We start from the raw sequence: 21,924 nt of genomic DNA, 5'->3' as shown, positions 1-21,924 counted from the left end.
AAAAAAACGAGGCGTACTAGACATACTTTTTAGAAATTTTTACGGAATGAAATGCCAAAATAGCGTTCATCATCTCTAGGGACTTGACGAGTAATACGGCTACCATTTGTGCTCAGTAAGGTCGCATATGATTTATCCGTTATATTTCTTACATTCAATGCCAATCGCCAGTCAGAAGCAGTATCAGCTAAAGCAATGCTCGCGTTCAAAAGTCCATATGCACCCTGAATGGTGTTTTGGTTCTGGTCGAGGCTGAACTGTACTTTACTTTGCCATGCATATTGGGTTGAAAGTTCAATTTGTTTGTTATTTGCCAGAGTAAAATAGCGATCAAGCTGGGTATTAAATTTCCAATCCGGAGAAAATGGCAATGGTTTACCATTTACATTTGGGCAAGAAGTATCGGCAGCCGGACATTTGAAGTCATCAATTCGTGCATGTGTATAGGCACCTGAAAAGTTTAATGCCCAATTTGGATTGATCTTATATACCGAATCAATTTCAGCCCCATAGGTAGAGACACTTCCTGCATTCACCAAGCGGGTTATTGGGAAACCATTTGGGTCGAGGGTTCTAAAATTTGCCTGATAGTTATCATAATCAGTATTAAATAACGCCACGTTGACACGCAGACGATTATTTAACCATTGAGATTTGAGACCAACTTCGTAAGAGTTAGCCGTTTCAGGATCAATGACAGGCGTATCATTTTGCTGCATATTAAAATAAACGTTATATGCAGGACCTTTATAACCTCTCGAATAGGTAAAATAGCCCAATATATTCGGTGTAAAGTCATATTGAGGTCCAATACGGCCTGAAACTCCAGTTTCACTGGTCGATCCATCACTGCTAAATGAAGAACGAATAGCATTTCGGACACCGACACTGCTTGGAACAGTTGAAACTCGGCTGTGATCATAAGACAATTCATCTCGAGTAACACGTAAACCAGCAATCCATCTCAACCGATTTGTGAAATGAAAGGTACCTTCGCCAAATGCAGCATAGTTAGTGCTGTCTGTGTTATAGATTGCCTTACCAAAATCTACGACGTAGGCATTAGAGGCATTGTTGTACCAAGTTGACTCACGTTGATAAGTCTCATCGTTTTTGTTTTTTGAAAAATATAGACCCGCGACATAATCAAAAAAACCATGATCGAGCGGTTTAATTCTAATTTCTTGAGAAAATTGCTTACTGTTAACATGACCTAAATCGGCAATTCCGGCAAAATTTGGTGTCGGAGCAGCAAGCTGATCACTGTCACCAATCTGTGTGTTTTTCCATTGGCGAAAGGCCGTAATAGATGATAATTGATGATTGGTTAATGTCCAGTCTGCGGTAAGCGCTATACCCTGATTGGTATCATCAGTCGAGGCTTGAGTATTTTCAACTGTACTTCGATTGGTTGGAGATGCCACAACAGGCGATAATGCTGCTGCATAGTTGGCATCGGTATTTTTAACCACAATACCTGTCGGGGCACTCCCTTTTTTATGTAGATAATCGGCAGTAAAGCCTAAAACTAAACTATCGGTAGGCGTATATTCAAATTTGGTTCTAAAACCATAATTTTTATAGCCATTAACATCTTGATTGGTTGTAAGGTTGTCTACATTGCCATCAAAATTACCTAATAGCGCCGAGACATTGGCAGTTAATTTTTCAGGAATTAATGTACCAGATGCTCCTAGTTTAATTCGTTGTTCACCATCATTAGTGGCATAGGCATCAATATAACCCGAGGTTTCACTGGTCGGCTTTTTGGTCACAATATTGACTACACCTGCCGATGCATTTTTACCAAAAAGTGTTCCTTGGGGACCACGTAGGACTTCAATGCGATCTACATCTAACAAATCAAGAGTTGCTTGTCCCGGTCGGCTGTAAACAACGCCATCTATCACAGTTGAGACTGAAGGTTCGACACCCGGTGAAGTGGTAACAGTTCCAATACCGCGAACAAATAAAGAAGTATCTTTATTGGAAGCTCCTGCCCGAAAGTTAACACTCGGTACTTGTGTTACCAATGTTTCAAGTGAGTTTCGCTGTTGCTTATCGAGTTCCTTTCCACTAATGACTGAAACGGCAACAGGTACTTTTTGGAGTGATTCTTCACGGCGTGTTGCTGTCACAACTACGGTCTCTAACTGAGCCACATCCTCTGAAGAACGTGCGGTATTTGAGACTGTTTCTGCATGAGCTTGTCCCCAAACTGACATGATACTCAGCGAAAGCAGACTTAAATTTAAAATTTTTTGTTTAGTTGCTGACGTGAACGGATCACGCCCTACATTTCTCGAATGTATCGACATTATTTACCCCATAATTAAGTTTTAAAAGACGATGCTTATTTCACTGATTTCAAATATTCGTACTGCTGAGTTGGCTTCCAGTAAGTCTTTAAATTTGATTGTTCAAGTGCTTGATTTACAAATGACGGATTAATCCAGCTTTTGACGTCAATATTTTTGCGTATCAACCCTTGTTGCGTAGCCAAAGTAATTTTTTGCTGCAATTGTTGGGTGTAATAACCATCAAATAAAGGTGAATATAAAAACTTCAGATTTACACCATTGAGTTCCTGAGCATATATAGATGCCGGATAGCCAGATTGGGTGAAAAAGAGTGCGACTTGTGGTACTCGATTTTGCTCATTTGAGAGCCAGTTCAGTCCTTTTACAACCTGAGTCACAACCTGTTGTGTTTCATTTGGATGTTGTTGAATAAAAGATTGACGACCTAAAAACACACCTTGAGTAGATCCTGCCCCATTTAACTGACGACTACTGATAGGCAAGTTAACGATGTGTTTGTCACGTAACGCAAAAAATCGAGAAGGTCCCCATGACGCATCAATTTTTTTTGCAGCCAAAGCGGCGTTGACGGCGTTAAAGTCTAAATTGACCACTCGCACATCGCTAAGCTTTAAACCTTGGCTGCTCAATGCACTCACAAATGACAATTCATCTGCTGTCCCTCTTAACAAACCAACGCGTTTTCCTTTTAAATCAGCAAAATTTTTGATCGAAAGATCAGATCTTACCGCCAAATAATTGGTGATCCCGCGCGCCGTTGGAACAAGTAATTGGGTATCTAATCCATTGGCTTTACCAATGATTGGAGGTAAATCACCTAAAAAGGCGAAATCCAGTTGATTGTTGGCCAATGCTTCATTAATGGCTGGCCCAGCACCTTTAAAGAAATGCCATTCCACTTTGACATTGTTTTTTGCAAGTTCTTGCTCAAGCCATTTTTTGTTGTAAAGCACATCAACAACTCCACCACCCGCGTGTTTCTGACCAGCAGTCAAATCGGGAGAACCAATTCGGATTGTTTTAAGGCTTTCAGCGTAACTGGCATGTCCAAAAGCCAATAAGCTCAGCAAGATCAATTTTTTAAAAATTGATGGTTTCATTATATCTTCCACATTTTTATTGATAAATCAGCGTTTTATTGCTTAGATGCTTAAGACGTAGATGGCTTAATTTGCTTACTCGCTTTGCCATCGATATCAACAGGAACATCGCCTGCCAACGTAACGCGTCGCATGATACGCAAGGAATTACCATAATCATTGACGGCTAAATGCTGAGTGGCACGGTTGTCCCAAATAGCGACATCACCGTCCTTCCACGTCCAGCGAATCGTGTTTTCTGGTTTGGTAATACGATCTTGAAAAATTTCAAATAGCTTGTTGGACTCTTTAGCAGTCAGACCCACAAATCGTTTAAAAAATTGGCCTAAAATTAAGGTTCGTTTACCTGTTTCAGGATGTACTCTGACCAATGGGTGTTCCGCCTCATAGACCGTTGAAGCAAAGATTTTTTGATGGCGTTTTACGACTTCATCACTTGCAGAAGGGCGAAAACCACCATAATCAAAATCATTGGTGTGAATCGCACGGAGCTGATTGGCAAGGAGCTTTAGCGGCTCTGGCAATTCATCATAGGCTGCTTCTGTATTTGCCCATGTGGTATCGCCCCCTCGATTGGGCGTAGTTACCGCTCTTAGAATGCTGATTTTTGGATAATTTGATACAAAGGTGACATCGGTATGCCAAACGTCTGCACGACCGTCATGACGGGAATCAAGCTCAAATATATAAGTCGAACCCTCTGCCACTGGAACAGTAGGATGTGAAATAGGCTGCCCAAGCAATTCGGCAAACTTTTCTTGCTCTTGATCGGTTAAATGTTCCTGATTACGGAAAAAAATAACTTTATGTTCAAGCAAAGACTGCCTAATTTGATTCAAAACCTCAGGGTTAAGGTTTGAAGATAATTCAACACCGTTAATTTGTGCACCGATACGACCTGCTAAAGGAATTACATCGATTAACTCACTCAGTGGTTTTTTTATTAATAAATCTGCCATATCATCGTTCTCGTCATTGATGATATGAGTTTAGAAATTACCCCCTTTAAATTCTGCAACAAAAATTACATAGCATTTCTGCATTTATGAAAAATTATTCATAATTCGTCATAACCTCTTTAGTGCAGTAAGGCTTTTAATTTGTCGATGTCTTTAACAGAGATATGATTGTATTTTGTTTCTATAATGCCTTCTTCAACAAACCACTGAATTTCCTTTCTGATACTTTGTCTCGATATTTTTAAAAGTTCAGCTAAATTTTCTTGTGAGAGTTTCAATAAAACCTCAATGCCTTTTTGAGTTTGAGTCGAAAAAAATTCGATTAAATAGATGAGCTGTCGCGCAATTTGTACCTTTATAGGTTGTGTAGAGGTGTGATAGATATCATTGTCTAAAAGACGTGTTCTCTGACATACCAGTTTTAAAACCTGATATAACATGCGTGAATTGTGCTGTATGGTGTGCTTAAAGATATGTTCTGGAATGGTCGCTATCACAGTTGCTTCGTGTGCAACATATTCATGCTCTAGCGCAGATTCAGAAATAAGATAGACAATATTTAATAGTGCGCCTGTAGGGATAAAACGATGAATAAGATATTTCCCATCGTATGAATTCCAGCCTAACTTGAGTACACCACTTAAAACAATGATGAGTTCACGACAGTCTTGATTTCTCGAATATAGCACTTGCCCTTGATATAGATGCTTTATCTTAATTTCATTAAATAATTTCTGCTTTTCTTCAAGTGAACACGCGTCCATGAATTCACATTCTGACAGCATTTGTTCAGCCAGTTTTTTATATTCAAAGGTAATGTTGAAATCTTGATAACGATTGATATGAGTTTGATCTAATAAATCTAAAAAATGATCATAGTTATTTCTTCTTTTATCGTTATAAACAAGTGTTGTCATTCGCCATCTCACCATCAAATTGAAGCTCTAAAATAGACCATACAACCTAATCGTGAAATTCAAGTTTAATATAAATTTAGATTAAACAATTATATAAAAATCAAGATCTCAAATTTGGATCTTGATTTTCTTTCATCTCATTTATTTTGATAGAACTTAAGACTTAGGCGACGTAATGACTGATAGTTTATCAACGCCTACCCGTTCTATGCTGGCCAGTAACTTGGCAACCGTACCATAAGGAACCGTCTCATCTGCATTCAGGTTCAGAGCCAGTTTAGGATTGGCCGCCTTACGGGTTTGAATGGCCTGTTCGAAGTGTTCAAGAGTGACTTTATCTTTATCCAGATAAATTTCCCCTTTTGGATTAACACTAATGACTACAGCCTTGGTCTGATCTGTCACCTGCGTTGGTGCAGCCTTGGGTAAGTTTACCTTAACAGTATTAGTCAGTAAGGGCGCCGTGACGATAAATACAATCAGAAGAACCAACATCACGTCTACTAAAGGGGTAATGTTGATCTCGCTAACGACATCATCTTGTTCCGATGTTGAGATTGCCATTATGCATATACCTTTTCTTTATTGTGGTTATGGCTTAACTCGCTGGCTGGAGTACTCGTATTTGTTGTTTTCGCCTTGACTGTCTTAAGCTGGAAACCTGATTTTTGGTTTAGGCTGACAAAATCGGTCGCAAAGTCATCTAGTTCTGCACCAATAGTTTTTACTTTACGCACAAAATAGTTATATGCCAGTACCGCTGGAACAGCCACTGCAATCCCGATGCCTGTTGCAACTAGTGCTTCACCAATCGGTCCTGCAACGACATCCATACTGGCATTACCCGAGTGTGCAATGGCCTGTAAAGCATGGATAATCCCAAAGACTGTACCAAATAGGCCAATGAAAGGTGCATTATTACCAATTGATGCGAGCAAGGCAGAGCCTTTTTCTAACTGGCGGCGTTCGGACAAAATTTGTTTGCGTAAATGACGCTCAAGTAAATCTTGGCGACTCCAGCTATGTTGTAAATCTTGATGAGTATCATCGTCTGCATCGGCAAGTGTTTTAAAACCAGTATTTGCAATGCGAGCCACTGGTCCTTGCCCTGCTTCCGATTTTTGAATCGCATCTTGCAGATTTTTGGCACTCCAGAATTCTTCTGCAAAGGCTTTGCTTTGGCGGTTGGCTTTTTGGGTTTGAACCAGTTTAATGACAATCAAACCCCATGTCACAATTGAAAAAGCAACCAATAACCAGATAGTCCCATCGTGGATCAGGGAGTTTATATCACTCATGTTAAAATTCCTTATAGATCAATATTAAGTTAAAAATTATTTTGGGAGCTGATAGTGAATAGGAACATCGACCCATCCTTCGACTGGTGTCTTCCCTTTTAAGGCTGGTGAGAATTTCCATTGTTTTACGGTTCTCACCGCTGCACTATCGAGTATTTTTTTGCCACTGCTCTGTTTGACTGTCACGCTATCGGGGCTGCCATTTGGCAAGACTTTTACCCTCAAGATGACTGAACCTTCCCAACCTCGATCGAGAGCCTGTTCAGGATATTCAGGCGCTGGATTACTCAAATAACCTGCATAACCCTTTGCTTCTGTAACAGGCAAGTTGTCATCAGCAGCTTTCGCAGGTGCTTCAGTGGGTTTTGAAACGGGTTGTTGAACAGGAGCAGCCACCACGTTTTTACTTAAGGTCTCTGCTACAGGTCGTGGTTGCTCTACGGCCTTATGCTGTTCAACAGGTTTAGGCTGCTCAACGTGTTTCTGTACGGGTTTCGGTGTCTCTATTTGCTTTTGTACAGGCTCAGGCTTTGGGCTAACAGGCGGTATCTTTGGCTTTTGCACCACTGGAGGGATTTTAGGTTCAATCACCTTAGGTGGTTCAGGCGGTTTGACAATCTCTATCACCACAGGGTCATGTGTTTTGACATCAAGCTGAGGAGTAGGAAGTTGTTTGGCGATATACCAGATTCCCAAATGTGCCGCAGCAACGGCGACAATCGCAATTGCCAAAGCATTCTTTTTTGGCCCAGCAGGATCATTTCCAGCATCTACTACGTTATGGCTAAAAGGATCATTAACCGTCGTTGTATGGGAGACCTGATTGGATAATTGCTCAAATAAAAATGCTTTTCTAATCGAGCCTTGACTAAATTCACTCATCAATAACTCCTATTAACCAATTTTGTCTTCGGTCAAAATCCGAAAAATCTGTTCTTTTAATTGATGTAATTCAAAACTTGAACGATTTCGAGGACGTGGCAAGTTGACGGGAATAATCTGTTCAACACGACCAGGTTTGGGTTTTAAAATCACCACACGATCTGCCAGAGTTACGGCCTCTTCCACATCATGCGTAATAAAAACAGTGGTCATTTTTTGTTGAGATTGAATGCGTAGCAATTCATTTTGCATTTGATGCCGTGTTAATGCATCCAAAGCACCAAACGGTTCATCTAACAGAAAAATACGAGGCTGCACCACAAGACTACGTGCAATGGCTACACGTTGAGACATCCCACCAGATAGCTGATGTGGGTAGGCCTTTTCAAAGCCATTTAAGCCAATTAACTCAATTGCTTTTTGGACCAGAATATCCTTATCACGTGAAGTTAACGCCTCATTTAATAAACCCAGCTCAATGTTTTGCTCAACGGTAAGCCAAGGAAATAAGCGATGTTCTTGAAAAACTACCGCTCGATCGCCGCCAATCCCGCTTACATCGGCACCATCAATTAAAATTCGACCATCAAAATCTTGATCTAGTCCTGCCAAAAGACGTAAGAGCGTAGATTTACCGCAGCCACTGCTACCTACAATCGCAATAAACTCCCCTTCTTTAATTTCTAGATTAAAGTCGTGAATAACTTTGACCGGTTGTTGATTGACGATAAAAGACTTATGAACATGGTGAAATGCCACACGTGTTTGAGCATTAGCTTGAAAAGATTGGTGATGTTTTTCAGTATTTGTATTAAGGGTAATTGTCATGGTCTGACCTCAATTTTTTCGCCAAGATGTTGCGTGGTTTTCAGTTATTTTGCCCAGCCATGCCAGAATCGCCCCTAAACCAGCGACCAAAACGGTTGCTGCTATCACACGTTCCATTTCAAAGTTTTGCTGTGCTGCCATCATGTAGCTACCTATACCAATCCCAGAGCCCATCAAGTATTCAGCTCCAAAAGATGCCATCCACGAATAGAGCAATGCCAAGCGAAACCCAGCAAACATTGATGGTGCAATACTCGGTAAAATCAAAAGCGTTAAGCGTTGAAGCAATGTCATTCTTAAGGTGCTTGAGACTTCAACAAGCTGCATTGGAATGCTCGACATGCCTTTCCACGTCGCAATAAACATCGGAAAAAATGTCGCTATTGAAATGAAAACAATTTTTGATAAATCTTCGAGCCCAAACCAAGCTGTCAGTAGCGGAATCCAAGCAAAAATGGCAATTAGACGTAATGTGTTGAGTGTAGGTGCCAACAGATTTTCAATAGGTTTAAATAGCCCTACCACAATGCCTACTGACGCCCCAATTAACCCGCCGATAATCAAACCCAAAATTGCACGATAAAGGCTGTAATACATGGCGGTAGTGAGTGAGAAATCTTGAATGCCTGACCAGAGTGCTTCTAATACTTTCCACGGCGCGGGCAAAATTTGACTCGAAATCAAGTTAAACCAACTGCTCACTGCCCAAAGCACGACTAAACTCAAAGGTAAAACCCACGATTTGAAAACATCGGTTCGGTTTTTTTTATGAAAAGTATGAGCACTCAAAGCAGCATGTGGCCAAAACACAAACTTTCGTTCAATTCGATGTAGGATAAAATCGAAAATAATACCTACAGATGCGATCACAAAAATCGTGACAAAGACAATATCAAGCTGAAATAGCTGACGACCTGTCACCATCAAATATCCAATGCCTTCCGATGAAGCCAACAACTCAACAGCAATTAAGCTCGTCCAACCTGCTGCAACAGCAAGTCTTAAACCCGTAAAGAAATATGGAAGTGTGGCTGGCAGTACAAGTTTTGTGAGTAAGGTTAGACGATTAAACTGTAAGATTGCTGCCATTTCTTTGAGTTTGGGTTGAATGTCACGTACCCCTGCCTGAGTATGTAAGGCAATCGGTACCATCGTGGCCTTAAAAATGATGAAAATTTTTAAACTATTTTCGATGCCAAGCCAGATCATGAGCAAAGGCAACCAAGCCAATGTTGGGATAATGACCAACGCATAAAACGTTGCAGATAGGTATTGTTCTGCAATGCGGCTATAACCCAATAAAACACCTAGAAATACGCCGCCTAACACACCTGATAATAAGCCAAGACCAAAGCGCTCAAGACTGATCGCAAGCTGTGACCATAGATCTTGAGATGCGATTTCAACGAAAGAATGCCATGTGTCTTTTGGGGTAGGTAAAATTTGGGCAGGCATCCATTGCTCGTTTGACGCTACCCACCACAGTAAGAATAAACAAAGAGGTACAATCCAATAGATCGCAAGCGAGTTAAAATACCCAACAGAAATGAACCATGGTTTCTTGGTACTTTTCCAGACAATGCCGGATGAATTTTTTTGCGAAATTATTTCTTTCATATCTCGATATATATCCATACATTCTGCTTTTATAGATTTCTCAGAATGTTTAACTAAACGTATACCTGATGATCATTTATCCGTGTCATGTAGATCTAATATGAGACGTGTTGTGTTCATCTTTGGTGTTATGCTCTGGATGAGTGTAAAGAGAGATGTTTTGTTTAACTGTCTACTCAGGTACAAAGATCAGAAAATATTTATATTTATAAATAAGAGATAAAGATAAGAATTCTTGTATATACCTTTCATAAAAGATCAAAGGCGTAAAAGGTACAAAAATTAAAAAAGCCCAACTAGCTTACTAATCAGGCTTATTTAAAGAACATTTAAACTTTAAAGCGCAATATCAAACTCTGGGCTAGCTACCGTAGGCTGTAATCGAGCACGTTGCTTTTTAAAGTGTGGAAGAACGTGTTCACCAAGACGGTATGACTCTTCAAGATGTGGATAGCCTGCAAGAAAAAATAACTCTATGCCAATGCTATTGTATTCTTCAATACGCTCAATAATCTGTTGGTAGCTCCCTACCAGAGCAACACCGGGTGGCACTCCAATGTATCCGAACCCCGACCAAACATTTGGATGGATAAAAAAGTCACTGACATTTTTACTGCCATCTTTTTCGGCATACTCTTTTTCGAAGCTTAATACGCGCGCTGAGCGTAAACCCGCATGGGCTGCTGCCGCGTGTAAACGTTGCTTTTCAGCGGCTTCATCGAGAAAGCGCTGTGCCTCTGCCAATGCTTCTTGTTCGGTACGGCGAGCAATGGTATCGATTGATAGACCAAATTTTATATTTTCACGACCATACTTTTTTGCACGAGCACGTACGTCTGCAATTAATGCTGCAATTTCTTCTGGTTTTTCAGCTCGCATTAAATAATAGTCGGCATGTTTTGCTCCAAACTCGCGAGCAGCTTCCGAAGAACCTGCTGTGCAAATAATGGGAAGGCTTGCTTTATTCAGTGGATATTTTAGACCACCACCTTCTGCCGAATAGTATTTTCCTTTATAGTGAAATGAAGGATTATTCCAATATCCTTTTACAACATCTAGAAACTCTGTAGCACGTGCATAACGTTCATCGTGAGGTAAGTCATCGCCTACTTGACGTTGGATTACTTCCGAGCCGCCATTAATAATATTCCAAACCAGTCGATTACCCGTTGCACGCTGATACGTTGCCGCAGTTTGTACAGCATTATATGGACTAAAATGATAAGCCTGAAATGCAGTCACAAAGTTAAGTCTTTTGGTTTCTCTTGCCAGCAATGAACATACTGTCCAAGGCTCTTCACCCGTTGGTGCGTTTACCATGAGTGCACCAGCAAAACCATTAATTTCTGCTGCCCGTGCTACCTGACTTAAGTAATCAATATAGGTAAAGTCATCACCCACTTCATAGTTCGAAACCGCTCCAGTATTTTCAACATTTTCAATATTGGCCCAATCACCGCGATTACGTGGGTCACCGGGTAAAAATTCTGTTTCGCCATGAAGTGGTAAACGTGTAAAAAATTCAATTCCCATTATTTTCTCCGTAAAGCAAAGCTTAGAATTTTGCAGTGAGAGAAACACCAACTTGACGTGGGTTTCCATAGGTTAAGACATATTGTCCAGCAGGACCATTTGGTCGCCCATGAACTTGATATTCTTCGTCTAGCAAGTTTTTAACGTAAGCATTAACTTGGTATTTATTATTTGCACTGATATACCCAACGTTTGCGTTCCATAAGGTGTACCCTTTTTGACTCAAGATTGGGTCAACAGAATAATCTTGACGATTGACTAAGAAAAACTCACGGTCACGATATTTTGCATCTGTGCCCACAATAACGCGTGCTCCACTATCAAGATTAAAGGTATATTCACCCCCTAAACCGATGGTGTACTTTGGAGAACGAACCAAGCTGTTACCTGTATTGTCAGCATTTACGACATTGGTTACTGGGTTTTTATCAACAAAGTCGGTGTATTCGCTGTCTAAATAAGCGCCTGCAAAACGTAGGCGTAAGTTATCGGTAGCTAAATAATCTAATTCTAATTCGGCACCTTTTACTTCTGCCTTAGGTCCATTTGCCAGAACTGAGGTTACTCCTCCACCTTGTCCTTCTGTCGCAACCAATAAATTTGTTTGAATATCTTTGTAGTCATAATAGAAAATATTGGCATTGGCGGTTAAATTGCCTTGTAACAAGCTAGACTTCAAACCTAGCTCATAGCTATTTAAATATTCAGGGTTAACATCTGCTAGTTGCGTCAGGCTACTTGAAAGTCCGGTGTTAAAACCACCTGAACGGAAACCTCGAGCAAAACGGAAGTATGTGTTGATATCAGGAGTGATTTCATATTCTGGCGTAATATCGTAGGTCAGCTCATTCCATCTCTTTTTACGACTTGTTGAACCATTTGCATTCGGTGCTGGGTTATAAACCGCATTGCTATACCCATCCTTTTGCCACCAACTGCCTTTGGTGTAATCGCCTGAGGTAATTTGAACAAGATCTAGATCAATATCTTTTTCTTCACTTGTCCAACGTAAACCACCTGTCACTTTAAATTTATCGGTAAATTTATAGGTACTGTTACCAAACAAGGCAAAACTTTGTGTGGTCTGGTTATAGGTAATATCTCTAAAAGCTGGAGTTCCTGCTGTTTGAGCTGGAGCGCCATTCGGTAATGTTTTATTTACTCGCGCACTTACGCCTGTTGAGTCTAAATCTTCATTAAAGAAGTGAAAACCTGCGATCCAACTGAGTCTTTTTTCAGCATCAGAAGAAACACGAAACTCTTGGCTATATTGGCGCCATTCATTGTCGCTATAACTTCTTGCTACATCGTAAGGCGTATAGTCACCATCAGAAATAGATTTTTGAGTGGTTTTATCAAACGCTGTAATGGATGTAAAAGTATGACCGCCGCCTAAATCTCCTGTTAAGGTGAGTGAAGCACCATCGTGTTGAATTTTATTACTTTCAGGTAAGTCTAAATTTGTATCTCGGCCTTGTGGTCTTTCATAAACACCCCAGTATTTTCCAATACTTAAAGAGCCATTATTACCAAGACCATTATAAGTTTGACTATGTAGATTGACTAAAGCATTCCAATCATCATTAATTTTTCCTAATATCTGGAAGCGGAATGATTTTTTATCTACATCTCCGTAGTTCTCACCATTGGCTAAATTTTTTGCATAACCATCGCGATCTTCTGAATAGAATGCCCCTCGTACGGCAACGTTATCTGATATAGCCCCATTCACGGCGCCTTCAAAAGTACGAAGATTATGGTCACCTATTCCTATTGTTCCATAACCGGTCGGTTTATCTGTAAAAACAGGTTTTCGTGAAATGTAATTTACCGCACCAGCCGTGGTGTTTTTACCATAAAGAGTGCCTTGTGGACCACGTAGCACCTCAATACGTTCTAAATCGAATAAATCTCCAGCACCAGCAACAGGTGCATTTAAATAAACCCCATCTGCATAAATACCGACTGGAAAAACTGTAGAGGCTGCTACATCGCCAGTTCCTAAACCACGAATATACCAACGTGGACGGCTATCGCCATCTGGGTTTTCAGCTGCTGCATTGGGCGTATAAGTTAAAACATCGCCAATAAATGTTGAGCCTTTCGCGGCCAAATCTTTGCCTGAAACCGCTGTAATTGCAGTCGGAACTTTTTGAATGTTTTGTGCACGATATTGTGCAGTAACGATGACATCGCCTAGTTTTTTTACATCTTTAGCATTTACCACTTGAGCTTGTTGCTCTGCAGGAATTGCATCAGCATCATCGTTCGCTAAAGCTAATGTCGAAACACTCGCCGTTACTCCCCACATAGCAGTTAAAATACTCTGCCTAATTTTTGTAACCTTAAACATGGTGACTCCATTTAAATAAATCTATTCTTATATTGGCAACTTCTATGCCATTTAATTTATTTAAATAATTTCAAATACTTAATAAAAAATTAAAAATAAAAATGATTCAATACTGCTGATAGATAGACAGTCTGAAAGGTATTATTGTTGTTATTTCAACATTCACGATTTAACGTGTTTTATATCCCGTATTAATAATAAAGCCATACAGACGTATGGCTTTTTAAGATTCTTGGAAATGATTGATTGGTTTTAAAATTTATAACTAAATTGGCCTTGTACAGTCAGAGGACGCATTGGTTGTAAAAACTCACTATTCGCTCCTGCCAAACCATTCACAAAATTTCGTTCATTGGTTAAGTTAAGAATGTTAAGGCCCACCGTCCACTGTGGCTGGCGATAATAAAGTCCTAAGTCCAGATTATAGTTATTCGGTACTTTCACGGTTTGACTTAAGTTTGTGTACCAGTAGCTTGTCCACCATCCTGATAGGTTAACTCCAAAACCAGACTGATGTTGGTAATCTACATAAGCACTTGCAGAGTATTTGGGAATTCCTGCTGCATCATAACGTCTAGCTTTACGTTGGTTTAAAGCATTATTGTCTCCCCAAACCGTAGCATTGTCCGCATGAAAGCCAAATGGTGAAAAACCAGCAGGTATAATTGAGCTATATTCAGCATCCAAATAAGTGAAATTGCCCCCAATCGCTATATTTTTTTGAAGTTGCCATCTTAATGATGACTCAATACCTTTTATTTCAAAGCGAGCCATATTTCCGTTGGTATCAGGCGATAAATCTCGTTTTTGTTCAAATCCACTTAGGGTTAAAAATAACTGGTCAGTAATAGGTTCATATTTAAATCCTACTTCTTTTAGCTCACTTTGACTGTCAAAAGCTAAAGGATTAAGTTGATTTCCTGCACCCCAAATCAAGAAAGGCCCAAATACACCTGTATTTAATGCGGTGCTTTTATCATAGGTAAAATAGAGTGTGCTTTTCGCAGTAGGCTTAATAAACGTACTCAGTTGATAGCTCAATAGACTATATTTGTCACTCGAAGAACGGACATCTGTTGGGGTTAAAACAAGTGGGTTTTCAAGTTTTGCTCTTACAGAACTATGGTTAATGCCTAAATTAATACCGAATACATCGTTAAAGGTAAAGTTCTGTTGAGTGAATACACTCAACGTATCCCAAAAACCAGAACCCGTATAGACAGCGCCTCCTCCATTCGGTGGAAAGCCACCTTTTTCAGCATATAAACCATTTCCAATTGGGTACATGCGCGGTAAATTTAAATATCCAAAATATTGGGAATACTGTGGTACTCCGGCTTGTCCAATCCAACCTCCTGTTGAACCGCTATTGTTAATTAACCCCAGTAAATCACCAGGATTCTTCTGCGATGGATCATTGGTTAAATCATAAGGATTAATATTAAAACTATTATTTGCAGCTAAAGACGTAAACTTCTCATGACGATATGTCCCTCCAGTACTGCTTTTATTATTAATTTTTACGCCACCTATTTCAAAATCATAGTCGCCTAAAAATTCTAGTCGATTATCAATTAACTCATGATCTAAATCTGTAAAGAAGCTCCCAACAGAGTCGCCTAAATCTTTGTTATTTTGATAGAGCGTACTGTTTGCAATAGACCAATGGTCATTTAAATCTTTAATTACTTTTAATTGAGTGCTAAATCGCTTGGCACTATTTTTATCTTCACTACGCCCTGAAACATTATCATCTAGCTTGACCAATTCATTGCCTGGGATTGATGGATCATAGACCCAACCTTTAATGGTTCCTGCTTGATCAGCAGTTGAGTTCGGTAACGGCGTGGTCTGAACTCCACCAACAGCAACATATTGGTTTTTATCGTTCTTCTGACGAGTTTGCCAACCAATGACTTTAGAATTTGCCGCACCCGATTCAAATACAGGAGACCAAAAAGTCGAACCGTTTTGAATAATAGGCGTAGCTCTACCTTTGTAATAAAGGCCATTATCAACCGATTGTTGCGATGCTCTATTCCAGCCATGCGTCACATTAAAATCGTAATAGTCATCGTAACTGATATTCCAATCTACCCTTAAACGATCATTTGGACGCCAAGCAAGTGCCCCATAAAATGCATTAAAGTTATTTTTCACATTGTCATAATAGTCATCTGTTTTTTGTGCTGTTGCACTCACGCGAAATGCTAATTCTTTTGAAATCGGGGCTGTATGATCAATACTGACAGAGAAATTAGGCTCTGCGCCTTTACCTGAGTAAATGGAACCTACAGTGCCAGAGATATTGGTTTCAGCTTTATTAAAATTAGGCTTTTTGGTCAGGTAGTTAATATATCCGCCAGAACCTGAAGTCGGTGCAAAAATTACACCTGTTGGCCCTGCCACAATATCGGCTCCTTCATAAGCATTGAGATTGGTTGGATGGCGAGTACTGTAAATGCGTTGGCTATCTTGAAAAACTTCCGAGTTCTGTCCACGAATTTGTGGAGCAAAGTTAGCATTTTGTCCCCCGCCTCGCGTAATGCTAGGTGCATATTTGACAAGATCATCCGCACTGCGAATAACATCTTCTCTAAATTGTTGTTCTGACACTTGGGATACTACACGTGGGGTATCCAATACAGAGCTATCTGTTCCATAAATTGAGGTAACTTTGCGTTTGGGAACAACGGTGGTTTTCTTAGCTGCTCCAGTAACGACTACATCTGACAAAGTAATTACATCACTTTCAGAATCACCTGCTTGTTGTGGCGTTTCTTCGGCAAAAACATATAACGGTAAAGTTGCCCCTAATACGCTAAGCGCAATAACTAAAGGTTTTAATTGAAAAGGCTGTCTCATATCACACTCAGTAAAGTAAATTTACAATGCGTTACGCAAAGCCTATGCCAACCATTGAATCGCCAAATAATTCAATCTAACTATTTGATTTAGTTGTTTTTAATTTATCATTGTTTACTTATCAATTCTATTCATGTTTATTTTTTCAACAAAGCTGTTGAAATAGAGACACTCACCAAAAACCATAATTATATAAGCATTTGATAAATATATTAAAATTATATAAAAATATTGGCATTTATTCTGCAATACCTTAGAAGATGAAGATCTAATCAGGTATTTATAATGACAAATCAAACATTTCAGTTATCACGTCGAAAATTTTTAACACAAAGTCTCACGGCGCTAGGTGGCGTCTCTTTGTTGGGCAGTTTATCAGGTTGTGGCCCCTCTCCAGATAATAGTAACGAATCAAAAACTACCTCCTCAGCAACGCCTAAGCATGGAGGAGTTATACGCTTGGGGCTGATTGGAGGACAACAATCAGGCAGTCTAGATCCTCATCTTTCAGCATCAGGAAGTGGTATTACACGAGGTTTCGCTATTTATAATAAGTTATGGGAATGGGATGAAAATATGCTACCCCGACTTGCTTTAGCGGAGTTTGCAGAACCTAACCACAATGCAAGTGAATGGACCATCCGTTTACGTAAAGGCTTAGAATTTCATCACGGTAAAACCATTACTGCTGATGATGTGATCTTTTCAGTGAAACGTCTAACAGATCCTAAACTCGCTTCACCATTTCGTAATCTGGTGCAGTGGATTGACCGAGATCGTATTCAAAAACTAGATGAATATACTGTTCGTATTCCTTTTATTAGTAAGATTCCCGGTTTTGTTGCACTGCCTGAAACTTGGGTAAACTTTGGAGGAATTGTACCAACTGACTTCGACCCTATTCATAATCCAGTCGGAGCTGGTCCATATAAAGTCAAAGAGTTTATTCCGGGGCAACGTTCTGTTTTTACCCGTTTTAATAATTACTTTAAAGCAGACAAACCGTATGCAGATAGTTTTGAAGTGATTGATTTTAAAGATCAGGTCTCTAGATTAAATGCTTTATTGGCAGGACAAATTGATGTAGCAAATGCGATTTCACCCGAATATATTAAAATTTTGGAGCAAGCAAAACACATTCAAACCATACGCTCTGCAACCAATACGCATAATAGTTTTGACTTTAACACTCAACAAGCGCCGTTTAATGACCCTAGAGTGCGTCAGGCATTTCGTTTGATTGCAAACCGAGAGGAGTTGGTACAGCGAGGCTTAAATGGACAAGGTCGAATCGCCAACGATCTTTATTCGCCGCAAGACCCTGCCTTTCTCAATTTGCCGCAGCGCCAACAAAATATTGCCGAGGCAAAAAATCTATTAGCCCAAGCAGGTTTTAACGATGGTTTGAGTGTAGAACTTGTTACCCCAGTGAGTAGTGCTCAACCTGCATTAATTTTTGCCGAGCAAGCGAAACAAGCTAATGTGAATATTCGAGTTAAACAAGTGGATTTTGCAACGTTTAATGGCCCTGACCGCAGTAAGTGGCAGCTATCGAGTAATGCGACCAATGTCGGCACACCATATTTATCGACTGCCGTTGTTAATGATGCACCCATTTCTACAACGAATCGTGTGAACTTTAAAGACCCTGAATATAGTGAGTTATTTTTTAAAGCACTGGCAGAGCCTGATTTAGCCAAACGCAAAATCCATTTGGCGCAAGCACAAAAAATTCAACATGAACGTGGTGGAATGCTCATTTGGGGATTTAGCCATACGATTGACGCAGCAGCTAAAAATATTGGTGGTTTAGCTCCTGAACATACGATTTTTCCGACATGGCGCTTTGAAAAACTCTGGAAAGCTTAATACTCATCTGTACTCACAATATAAAAAAAGCTGCCGGAGCAGCTTTTTTTTATGGAGGCCTAATTATTTAGGCACTGTAATCACAGAGAGTTTATCTACACCTACACGTTCAATACTTGCCAATAATTTTGCAACTGTTCCATACGGTACAGTCTCATCAGCATTTAAATTTAATGCTAATTTAGGGTTACTGCTTTTGCGTGACTTTATTTCTTGTTCAAAGTTCGCAAGTGTCACCTTATCTTTATCAAGGAATATTTCACCTTGTGGATTTACACTAATCACTACAGCTTTGTTTTGATCTGTAGATTGAGTTGGAGCCGCTTTTGGTAAGTTTACTTTCACCGTATTTGTTAACAAAGGAGCTGTCACAATGAATACGATGAGTAAGACCAACATGACATCGACTAACGGCGTAATATTAATTTCACTGACGACATCGTCTTCTTGAGAGGTAGAAATTGCCATTATGCAAACACTCCTTTCTCTTTCACTTCTTTAGCAGAATTATCTTTAAGCGCCGTATTACCAGTCGTACCCTTTTTTGCAGTTGGTAGTTGGAATCCTGCTTTTTGATTCAGGCTCACGAAGTCCGTTGCAAAATCATCAAGATCTGCGCCAATTGTTTTTACTTTACGCACAAAGTAGTTATAGGCAAGCACCGCAGGTACAGCAACTGCAATACCAATACCCGTTGCAACCAGCGCTTCTCCAATTGGTCCAGCCACGACATCCATGCTTGCATTACCTGAATGAGCAATCGCTTGTAACGCATGGATAATCCCAAATACTGTACCGAACAGACCAATGAATGGGGCGTTATTTCCAATAGAAGCCAGTAAAGCCGAACCTTTTTCTAATTGGCGGCGCTCAGTTAGAACTTGTTTACTTAAATGGCGCTCTAATAAGTCCTGACGACTCCAACTATTTTGTAAGTCTTGATGCGTCTTTTCATCTGCTTCAATTAAAGTCTGAAAACCTGTGTTAGCCACTCGTGCTGCTGGACCTTCACCGAGTTCAGACTTAGTTACTGCATCTGATAAGTTTTTTGCTTTCCAAAACTCTTCTACAAAAAGCTTACTTTGTTTTGTCGCTCGCTGCGTCTGGATGACTTTAACTACAATCAACACCCAAGTCACAATTGAGAAAGCAACTAGTAACCAGATCGTGCCGTCATGGATCAATGAATTAATATCTGACATGAAAATATCCTCTTAATTTAAATTTTATTTCGGTAATTGATAATGAATTGGAACATCGACCCAGCCTTCTACAGGGGTTTTCCCTTTTAGCGCAGGTGAAAATTTCCATTGCTTTACTGTTCTTACGGCAGCACTGTCTAGAAGTTTTTTGCCACTACTTTGCTTGACACTGACTGTATCTGGGCTGCCATTTGCTAATACTTTGACCCGTAAAATGACTGAGCCTTCCCAACCACGTTCTAAAGCTTGTTCAGGATATTCAGGTGCAGGGTTACTGAGATATCCGGCATAACCTTTGGCTTCAGTCACAGGTAAATTGTCATCTGACGCTTTTACAGGCTCAGCCACTTTTTTAACCGGTTCTGCGACGACTTCTTTTGTGACCACAGGTTCTGCAACTTTTTGTGGAGTTGGTTCAGCCACTGCTTTTGCAACTGGCTTAGGTTGCTCCACACTTTTTTGGACAGGTTTTGGCTGTTCCACTTGTTTAGGAATTGGCTTGGGTTTTTCCACCACAGGTGGAACTTTTGGCTTTTCAGTAATCGGTGGAATTTTGGGTTCAATCACTTTAGGTGGTTCAACCGGTTTTACGATTTCAATCACCACAGGTTCTGGTTTATGAATATCTAAAGCTGGTGTCGGCAATTGTTTTGCGATATACCAAATTCCAAGATGTGCTGAAGCAACCGCAATAATTGCGATCAAGACTTTATTCAACTTCACTGGAACAGGTTGAATGGCTTCTTGATCATGCCGTGCAAACGGATCTGCAATTTCAGTTGTGGCTGCAACTGTCGCAAATTGCTCAAAGAGCAAAGCCCGCTTATGGGGATTAAAGATTTGTTCACGCATAGCAACTTAAACTAAAAATAAAAGATTAAGCAGTAAGTTGCACAAGCCATGCCAAATACTTAAGTTATTATTTTTAATATATTTAATAAAAAGTATTTAAATAAACCATGTAAAAGATGTTGGTTTTCAAACACTGTTATGCTGTTCAAACAACAAGACCCCTTTGATTTCTCAAAGGAGTCTAAGTTTATTATTTTAATTTATATCCTACTAATGGTAAGACTTCTTCAGCTACTCGATATGCTTCTTCTAAATGCGGGTTACTGGCTAAAATAAAATGTCCCACCCCAATATCAATATATTCTTGCAAACGTTCTGCGACTTGCTCATAGCTCCCGACTAAAATACAGTTTGGGCCACCTCGTACATTTGACATTCCCGCCCACACATTCGGACTCACAAATAAGTCTTCAAAACGGTTGCCCTGCGCCAAAGCTTGCTGACGCTTCGCTCCTACAGATTCAGTATCTTTGCGTTCAAAAGCATTACTGTCAACAGCAATGGTTTCATACATTTGTTTAAGCTCTTGGAAGGCCTGTTCTTGGGTTGGTCGCGCTAAAATATCAATACGCATGCCAAATTTAACTTTGCGTTCTGGCGAATTCTGCTCAAAGAAATTTTGAGCCTGTTCGATTACTTTCTTCTGTTGATCAACAGGTTCCCCCCAAGTTAAATGGATATCTGCATGACGTCCTGCGACTTGTAAAGCCGCATCACTCGCACCTGCTAACCACAAACGCGGAACGTCATATTGATTCATTGGGTATTTCAGACCGCCCTGTTCAACATGGAAAAACTTTCCATCATAATTAAAAGGCGTATGGTGCGAATAACCTTTCACAAATTCTAAAAATTCATTGGTCCGCGCATAGCGTTGATCATGTTCAATGAAGTCCCCATACGCGCGTTGCTGTGCGCCACCACCGCCTGAAATTACATTCCACTCTACTCGTCCCTGACTTAAACGCTGCAAACTGGCAGCCATTTGGCTTGCATAGGCTGGATGAATAAACCAAGGCTGAATTGCGATGAGCAAGCGAAGCCTTTTTGTCTCTCTTGCCAGCGCAGATGCTAACACCCATGGCTCTTCAGTATGTGGAAAAGCAGGAATGAGTGCGCCATGAAAACCAACAATATCGGCTGCTTTCGCCACTTGCTCGACATAGTCATAGTAAGCAAATAACTGATCTTCATGTTGCGGCGCAACACGTTGTGGAGATTGAACTGCTGGAGTTAATTGATTCCATTCACCGCGTGTGTGTAATTGATGTGCTCGACGACCATCCCCATGAACAGGGATTCTCCATAAAAACTCAACTGACATAATG

The 21,924-nt window shown here is 40.1% G+C and carries 17 protein-coding genes; 1 reads left to right on the top strand and 16 read right to left on the bottom strand.

All coding sequences use genetic code 11. The annotated features are described in order from the left end of the window. Positions 1 to 29: 29 nt before the first annotated feature. The 12 genes from F886_RS11700 to F886_RS11645 form a co-directional block, all read right to left on the bottom strand. Positions 30 to 2,225 carry a TonB-dependent receptor gene (locus tag F886_RS11700; RefSeq protein WP_081402255.1) on the bottom strand — a complete coding sequence of 732 codons (2,196 nt, stop codon included), beginning with the start codon at positions 2,223 to 2,225 and terminating at the stop codon, positions 30 to 32. A gap of 128 nt (positions 2,226 to 2,353) precedes the next feature. Further along, positions 2,354 to 3,421, bottom strand: a complete 1,068-nt coding sequence (locus tag F886_RS11695) for an ABC transporter substrate-binding protein (protein ID WP_005305343.1) — start codon at positions 3,419 to 3,421, stop codon at positions 2,354 to 2,356. Positions 3,422 to 3,471: 50 nt separating this feature from the next. After that, the gene (locus tag F886_RS11690) at positions 3,472 to 4,380 is read right to left on the bottom strand and encodes a TauD/TfdA dioxygenase family protein (protein ID WP_005305341.1); all 909 of its coding nucleotides are present in this window, start codon (positions 4,378 to 4,380) and stop codon (positions 3,472 to 3,474) included. A 119-nt stretch (positions 4,381 to 4,499) separates the two neighbouring features. Then, the gene (locus tag F886_RS11685; protein ID WP_005305338.1) at positions 4,500 to 5,297 is read right to left on the bottom strand and encodes a Crp/Fnr family transcriptional regulator; all 798 of its coding nucleotides are present in this window, start codon (positions 5,295 to 5,297) and stop codon (positions 4,500 to 4,502) included. 156 nt (positions 5,298 to 5,453) lie between these two features. Beyond that, on the bottom strand, positions 5,454 to 5,861 hold the full coding sequence (locus F886_RS11680; RefSeq protein WP_004925095.1) for an ExbD/TolR family protein: 408 nt from the start codon (positions 5,859 to 5,861) through the stop codon (positions 5,454 to 5,456). Continuing rightward, complete coding sequence (locus F886_RS11675; protein ID WP_005305335.1) at positions 5,861 to 6,595, bottom strand: MotA/TolQ/ExbB proton channel family protein; 735 nt, start codon at positions 6,593 to 6,595, stop codon at positions 5,861 to 5,863. Before F886_RS11675 ends, F886_RS11680 begins: the two co-directional genes overlap by 1 nt. Positions 6,596 to 6,631: 36 nt before the next feature. After that, a complete protein-coding gene (locus F886_RS11670) occupies positions 6,632 to 7,477 on the bottom strand; it encodes an energy transducer TonB (protein ID WP_005305327.1) in 846 nt (281 codons plus the stop codon). Positions 7,478 to 7,489: 12 nt separating this feature from the next. Then, the gene (locus F886_RS11665) at positions 7,490 to 8,305 is read right to left on the bottom strand and encodes an ABC transporter ATP-binding protein (RefSeq protein ID WP_005305322.1); all 816 of its coding nucleotides are present in this window, start codon (positions 8,303 to 8,305) and stop codon (positions 7,490 to 7,492) included. 9 nt (positions 8,306 to 8,314) lie between these two features. Continuing rightward, a complete protein-coding gene (locus F886_RS11660; RefSeq protein ID WP_005305318.1) occupies positions 8,315 to 9,940 on the bottom strand; it encodes an ABC transporter permease in 1,626 nt (541 codons plus the stop codon). Positions 9,941 to 10,258: 318 nt separating this feature from the next. Continuing rightward, positions 10,259 to 11,455, bottom strand: a complete 1,197-nt coding sequence (locus F886_RS11655) for an LLM class flavin-dependent oxidoreductase (protein WP_005305315.1) — start codon at positions 11,453 to 11,455, stop codon at positions 10,259 to 10,261. Positions 11,456 to 11,477: 22 nt separating this feature from the next. Further along, on the bottom strand, positions 11,478 to 13,808 hold the full coding sequence (locus F886_RS11650; protein ID WP_005131896.1) for a TonB-dependent receptor: 2,331 nt from the start codon (positions 13,806 to 13,808) through the stop codon (positions 11,478 to 11,480). 252 nt (positions 13,809 to 14,060) lie between these two features. Then, a complete protein-coding gene (locus F886_RS11645; protein ID WP_005305314.1) occupies positions 14,061 to 16,673 on the bottom strand; it encodes a TonB-dependent receptor in 2,613 nt (870 codons plus the stop codon). Between the two features lie 285 nt (positions 16,674 to 16,958). Here F886_RS11645 and F886_RS11640 point away from each other — a divergent pair, with 285 nt between their 5' ends. Next, positions 16,959 to 18,542 (top strand): ABC transporter substrate-binding protein, encoded by a 1,584-nt coding sequence (locus tag F886_RS11640; RefSeq protein ID WP_005305311.1) that lies wholly within the window; start codon positions 16,959 to 16,961, stop codon positions 18,540 to 18,542. A gap of 63 nt (positions 18,543 to 18,605) precedes the next feature. Here F886_RS11640 and F886_RS11635 read toward each other — a convergent pair whose 3' ends face one another. The 4 genes from F886_RS11635 to F886_RS11620 form a co-directional block, all read right to left on the bottom strand. Continuing rightward, positions 18,606 to 19,010 (bottom strand): ExbD/TolR family protein, encoded by a 405-nt coding sequence (locus F886_RS11635; protein ID WP_001018517.1) that lies wholly within the window; start codon positions 19,008 to 19,010, stop codon positions 18,606 to 18,608. Further along, a complete protein-coding gene (locus F886_RS11630) occupies positions 19,010 to 19,744 on the bottom strand; it encodes a MotA/TolQ/ExbB proton channel family protein (protein WP_005305309.1) in 735 nt (244 codons plus the stop codon). The genes F886_RS11635 and F886_RS11630 overlap by 1 nt, the downstream gene beginning before the upstream one ends. Before the next feature lie 24 nt (positions 19,745 to 19,768). Next, positions 19,769 to 20,596, bottom strand: coding sequence for an energy transducer TonB (locus tag F886_RS11625; RefSeq protein WP_005305307.1), 828 nt, complete (start codon positions 20,594 to 20,596; stop codon positions 19,769 to 19,771). Between the two features lie 190 nt (positions 20,597 to 20,786). Then, entirely contained in the window at positions 20,787 to 21,920 is a 1,134-nt protein-coding gene (locus F886_RS11620; protein ID WP_005305305.1) for an LLM class flavin-dependent oxidoreductase, read from the bottom strand. Positions 21,921 to 21,924: the final 4 nt, after the last annotated feature.

It is taken from the genome of Acinetobacter sp. NIPH 542 (assembly GCF_000369825.1).
Lineage (GTDB): Bacteria > Pseudomonadota > Gammaproteobacteria > Pseudomonadales > Moraxellaceae > Acinetobacter > Acinetobacter oleivorans.
The sequence above is the reverse complement of the archived record's forward strand: the minus strand, read 5'-3'. Positions and strand labels throughout refer to the sequence as shown.